Source organism: Dapis purpurea BLCC-M126 (assembly GCF_050015975.1).
Lineage (GTDB): Bacteria > Cyanobacteriota > Cyanobacteriia > Cyanobacteriales > Microcoleaceae > Trichodesmium.
This window is the reverse complement of record NZ_JBNHER010000032.1, coordinates 4918-11385: the sequence shown is the minus strand read 5'-3', so window position 1 is coordinate 11385 and position 6468 is coordinate 4918. Positions and strand designations below refer to the sequence as shown.

Annotated in this window: 2 protein-coding genes; both read right to left on the bottom strand. The window is 33.7% G+C overall.

From position 1 onward, the window contains the following. Positions 1–206: 206 nt before the first annotated feature. A complete protein-coding gene (locus tag ACP6PL_RS03790) occupies positions 207–2252 on the bottom strand; it encodes a HAMP domain-containing sensor histidine kinase (RefSeq protein ID WP_426542704.1) in 2046 nt (681 codons plus the stop codon). Positions 2253–2861: 609 nt separating this feature from the next. Next, positions 2862–6293 carry a response regulator gene (locus ACP6PL_RS03785; protein ID WP_426542702.1) on the bottom strand — a complete coding sequence of 1144 codons (3432 nt, stop codon included), beginning with the start codon at positions 6291–6293 and terminating at the stop codon, positions 2862–2864. Between the last annotated feature and the right edge of the window lie 175 nt (positions 6294–6468).

Sequence of the window (6468 nt, the reverse complement as noted above, 5' to 3'; positions counted from 1 at the left end):
AAGGAGTAAGGAGTCAGTATCATTGTGGTTTATTAATATGAAAACCGCTGTAAACCACAATTATTTAATTAACAATTAATAATTAATAATTCGGTAATAAAATACCTAGGACATAAATAGTTTCAGGGGTGAATATTTATAATTTATACCTAAGATTATGCAATGCTGTAAAATTAAATCAAAAATTAAATTAAAGTGGTCAAAATTTAACTATCATTAGAAGTTTTGAGAGTAATAGGTAAAGATATAAAAACTGTTGTGCCTTGATTTTTACCAGCACTTTCTAGAGTAATATTACCACCCATCAATTCCATCAAACTACGAGAAATTGCTAATCCTAAACCACAACCAGTATAAGCACGAGTAGTAGAACCATCCAGCATAACAAAAGATTGAAATAATTGATGTTGTTTACTAGGTTCAACTCCAATTCCTGTATCTTTAATAGTTACTACCGCAATCGGAATTTGATCGATATCATAAGTATTCAGACCTGGTTTAATCTGAAGATCGATAGTAATACTACCAGTCTCAGTAAACTTAATTGCATTATCAATAACATTTAAAAATATTTGCTTTAGCTTTGTCGAATCAGCTTCTACAAATATTGATTTAGACATATTAGGTTTGTATAATTGCAGATTTTTGTGTTGGATCATAGGTTGTTGAGAATCAATTATTTCACTTAAGCATTCAGACAAATTTACTGGCTTTTTCTCAATTATAAGTTTGCCTTCTTTAAGTTGTACTAAATCCAAAAGTTCATCAATTAAATCCAGCAAATGAATAGCAGACTTATCAGCTTGCTGTAATAATTCAGTTTCTTCTTCTGGGCTATCACAAAAGTTATCAAGGACTAATTTGAGTGAACAAATAATACTGTTAAGTGGAGTTCTCAGCTCATGGGAAATATTTTTCATAAACTCATCTTTGTACTTATCTGCCTCCTGTAAAGCAGCATTTTTACTCTCCAATTCAACAAATGATTTCTCTACTTGCTCTGTCATTTGATTAAATGATTGAGCTAATATTGCCAATTCATCAATAGGAACTTCTTTGACTTTTTGTTCCCAGTTCCCAATAGATAAAGAAGTTGCTGCTTCTTTCAAACTCTTAACAGGTCTAATAATTAATTCACAACTGAATAAACCAAGAATAATTGCGAGTATGAATGCCATCAAACACAAGGCGACAGTAATCCGAGTATTGGCATAAATACGCCCCATAAAATCTGCTTGGGGAACGACTACTAAAATCAACCAATCTAAACCATATTTATCGCTAAAAGGTACAACTTGTAAAAATTGTTGTTTACCGTCAATATTAAACTGTAGTAATGAAGTATTCTGAATTTGATTTAGATCCCCAAACCTGTCTCTCAGATGTTGACTTGCTAAACGAATCAAAGGATCTTTACTATCTAAAGCGTCGATCAGTTCTGAGTTATTATTGTTATGAATAAAAGGATCGGTTGTACCTGAACTAGCTATTAGTTCTCCAGAACGGTTTAAGATGAAAGCTTCCCCTGACTTACTAATGTTCAACTTCTGTAAAAATTCATGCACTTGAGAAAAGGTGAGAGTAGCATTGACTAAGGCGATGACATTACCATCATTATCAATTACAGGTTGAGTAGCCATCATTTTTACTTTTTCATCAATTAGGGATGTAAACATCTTACCCCAAGCTGCTTGACTTGCAGTGATGCCATCTTGATACCATGGTCGCACACGGAAGTCATATTGGGGTACTACTTTTGTGCGCTTAGTTCGCCTCCCTTGACTGTCGGTAGTATATTCCTGAAGTTCTCCGTTTGTAGATTTGTCTGTAACAATGATATTTAATGCGTTATTGTCTTGACGACTAACTGCAACCATAGTTCCTGATGTAGATGTAATCCCAATCACGCCAATAGAATCAAAAGACTGAATTTGACTCCATAAATGACGTTCGAGATCATTAGTTGCTTGAATATTAAGTTGATTAAGACGAATAGCATTTACATTTAGTTGATTCACTAAATGGGGAGTCTGTAAATAAATATCCAGTTTCCTCTGAATACGGACTGTAATTTCGTTTTGTAATTGATGAGCTAAGTCGTTGACTGCACGCTTACCATTTGTAAATGACAGATATCCCACTAAGCCTACTGCTGTGATGATTTGCAGTACAAATGGGACAATGACTATAGCTCGCAGAGGAAGTTTTGGTGAAAGTTGGCAAAATACAGGGTTTAGTGGTGACTTTGGCATGGTAGCGGCTTCTTTCTTCGTACTTAAAGTTCAATTATATAGCAGGGAACAGAGAACAGCGGTGGGACTCAGCCTCGGGGCAATACGCAAGCGGTTATATCCCGCGTCGGCGTAAGACGCAAGCGGTGCGACCCCGCGACGACGACAGTCGCAAGGGAACGCGCACCAAGAGAGGGAATGCTGACTAAGAGAGGGAACGCTCACCAAGAGAGGGAATGCTGACTAAGAGAGGGAACAGTTGGAAAAATATTTTCTAGTCTAAGATTCATTATTAGTCTATGTGCTAACCAATTCTTTCTTAGCTATGTATATACATAAAACTTGCCCTAGTTTACTATTAATTAGATATCTCCAATAATAAAAAATAGAATCAATTATCGCACATAAATGATCAATTATTCCTCTCCTAATAGGGTTTAGGAGTGGGTCTTTCTACTGCCTACTCCCTCTTTTCCAGAACAGTCTCTTGTAAGTATTTCCTGCGGAATGCTAGGCAAACAGCTATCAGCTATTAGAATTATCCAAAAATCAAAAATAAAATCAATTCTTATCCATAAATAATCAATTATAATTCTCTATTCCCTATTCCCTATTCCCTATTCTCTCTTTTTATTTTTGATTCCAGCTTGTAACTCCTTGCCAGTTAGTAGGTACACCTTCTAATAAAAAATTATTCACTCGTTCTAGATAAATTTCTGTAGTTTTATCCTGTGAATTTACTGTCAATACTTTCTGGAAATATTCCTTTGCTATGGCAAATTCTTGCTGTTGATAATATAACACTCCTTGTTCAAAATCCGATTGAACTTGTTTTTTTAAGTTTAGCAAAGATTCTGTTTCTCCATCCATAACTTCATAAATTTTAATAGGATAATTCCGCCCTTTAACTAGGACTCGATCTAAAAATCGAATTTGATATTGATTTGGATCTACTAAATTAGTAAATACTGCTTCAGTAATTATTATACAAACTCCATAAAATTTTGTTAATCCTTCTAAACGAGAGGCTAAATTTACATTATCAGAAAAAGCATCTCCTTGCATTCTAGCTTTTTCTCCTACCATACCTACCATCATCTGTCCAAAATGAATTCCAATTCCCACTTTTATTGGTTTATACCCTTGACTTTTTCTAATAAAATTATATTCTCCAACTTCTTTGATTTTGGCAATACCAGCTTTGACTGCATCATCTGCTCCATTGGGAAATACAGCCATCATTCCATCTCCTAAATATTTGACTATAAATCCATAATTATCTCTAACTTTTGGACTGACACGCCCTAAATATGAATTAACAAAGTCAAAGTTTTCTTGAGGTGTCATTGTTTCTGAAAGAGCGGTAAAGGAGCGAATATCAGAAAACATTACTGCCATTTCTTTACATACATGGTTGCCTAATTCGACATCAATTATGGAGTCTTTGCTGAGAAATTTGAGAAACTCATGGGGTACAAATCGACTATAAGAATTGTTAATTTGAGATAATCTGAGATGAGTTTTTAGTCTTGCCATTAATTCATTTTTAGATATAGGTTTTGTCAGATAGTCATTAGCACCAGCATTTAATCCTTCAACCAGATCGTAGACTTGATTTTTAGCAGTCAACATGAGAATTGGTAATTCACTGGGTAAGAAATTTTGACGGAGTTTATGTGTGACTTCATAACCAGTCATTTTTGGCATCATTACGTCTAATAAAATTACATCTGGCTGATAACCTTGCTCAATTATTTTTAAGGCTTCTATGCCATCCATTGCCTGAACTATGGAATAATTTTGTAGGGATAAAATATTGACAAGAACCTGTAAGTTTACTGGTTCATCATCAACAATCATAATTTTAAATTTTGCTGTTGTTTGTGATAGTTCTTGGGCAGAATTTATTTGTTTTTCTTGAGTAGAGGATACAGTTTCTTTCTCCCTAGTTAATGCTATCTGATGACCAGATATATGAGAGTTATTACTAGCCGCAGATTCTATAGATATTGGCATAGTAAAAGTAAATTGAGAACCGATACCTATTTGAGATTTTACCCAAATTTTTCCCCCATGTAATTCCACAAGTTTTTTAGTCACTGCTAAACCTAAACCTGTACCTCCATATTCACGGGCTGTGGAACCATCACCTTGTTCAAATGATGCAAATATTCTGTCTAGTTTATCTTCTGCAATGCCAATACCTGTATCAGAAATAGTAATTGCTAATTGTTGGTTTTCTCGAATTGGATGTTGATTATTTAATTGTGAGTTTTGTTGTTCATTAATAATCTCTGTAGATATTTCTACTCTTCCAGCTTCTGTAAATTTAATTCCATTACCAATCAGGTTATATAAAATTTGATGCAACCGGTTTTCGTCAGCATAAACTGGAGGTAAGTCAGCCGGAATAGAGTTAACTAACTCTAAATTTTTAGTCCCGACTAAAGATTGACAAATAATGACAACTACTTCTGTTATTTCTCTGATTCCTACAGGTTTTAACTGCAATTCTAAATTTTGATGTTTAAGTTTGGAAAAATCAAGAATATCATTGACTAAATCTGTAAGTCTATGACCACTTTGAGCAATCATTAATAAGTTTTTTTGCTGAATTTCTGATAGTTCTCCTGTTGCTCCATCTAACATTGATTCAGCAATTCCAATCATGCCATTTATAGGAGTACGAAGTTCGTGAGAAGTATTTGCTAAAAATTCATCTTTGAGTTTATCTAAACGTTTTAGTTCAGCATTTTTTGTTTCTAGAGTGTTAAATGATTCTTGTAATTGCACAGCCATTGTATTAAATGAATGGGCTAATTCTCCTAGTTCATCAGAGTGTTTAACTTCTACTTTTTGTTGCCAATTCCCTTTAGCAAAAGCTTTAGCAGCTTTGTTTAAGCGGAGAATTGGTCTAATTACCCACCGAGAAGTTAAAATGCCACCAGTTATTGCTAATCCTAATGCACCTAAACATAAGAAAATTGTATTCCGTCTTTGACTATTAATTTCCTCCATAAAGTCGGCTTCTGGAACTACTACTACAATCAACCAGTCAATATTAAGACCATATTTTACAGGTTTAATTTCTAGGAAATTTCGTTGATGATTAAACTCAAAACTTAATTGTTTACTTTGATTTATTTGAGTTAGACCTAAGAATCTTTTATGTAAGTATTGAGCAGCAGCTTGAATTAAGGGTTCACTACTTTCTAAGGATTCCAATCGTTGTAATTTTTTACCATTAGCTTGAGTAGTAAATAACTCTTCTGAAGTAGACGTAGCTACCATTAATCCCGAACGTTCGACGATGAATATTTTACCGGATTTACCAATTTTTAAATTCTGTAGAAATTTGCTAATTTTTTCTAAGCTTAAATCAACTACAAGTACACCCTGACGAATACTTTTTTGGTCGTAGTAAGGTAGTACATGAGCAATTCCTAAATCACTAATTGAACCATCTCCACGCACCCAGGGGTATATTTTAGTCCAGGTTGGTATACCTGTTTTTATAGCAGCTTGATACCAAGGTCTTGTTCTTGGATTATAATGATATTCTCCTGTTGGTAGTCCAGCTATATTACCCTGATTATCTAATAGATATTCTTGTATTTTTCCATCACTTAATTCGTCACTAATTGCTAGTTCTAAAGTATTTTCATCTAATTTCAATACCCAGATTGCTTCTCCTTTTTCGCTACCAAAACCAATGGTACTTACTTGATAAAATAATTTGCTTTGTTTAAACAGGTATGGTCGCCAACTAATTAAATTATTTATGTCTAAGTTATTCAAACGAAGAACATCTCTATTAATTTGATTAATAAAGGGAGGAATTTTTAGATAGCTTTCTAGATGTTCATCAACGCGGGTAGTTACTTCGCTGAGTAACTGATTGGCAACATTATTAACTGCTTTTTGTCCATTGCGTAATGAGAGCCATCCTGTTAAACCTACAGCAACCATAATTTGCAGCACTATAGGTAATACAAAAACTATCCGTAGAGAAGTTTTTCGCTCTTTTACTCCTTTTGATTTATCTGAATATTCAGTTGACATAATTCATTAATGGATAATGGATAATGGATAATGGATAATTACCTTAAGGAAAACTATAGAGTTAAATATAAGGAAATATCCTAGCACTTTTTTTCTCTTAGAATAGGAGGCTTTATACCTTAATGGATAATTACCTTAAGGAAAACTATAGAGTTAAATATAAGGAAATATCCTA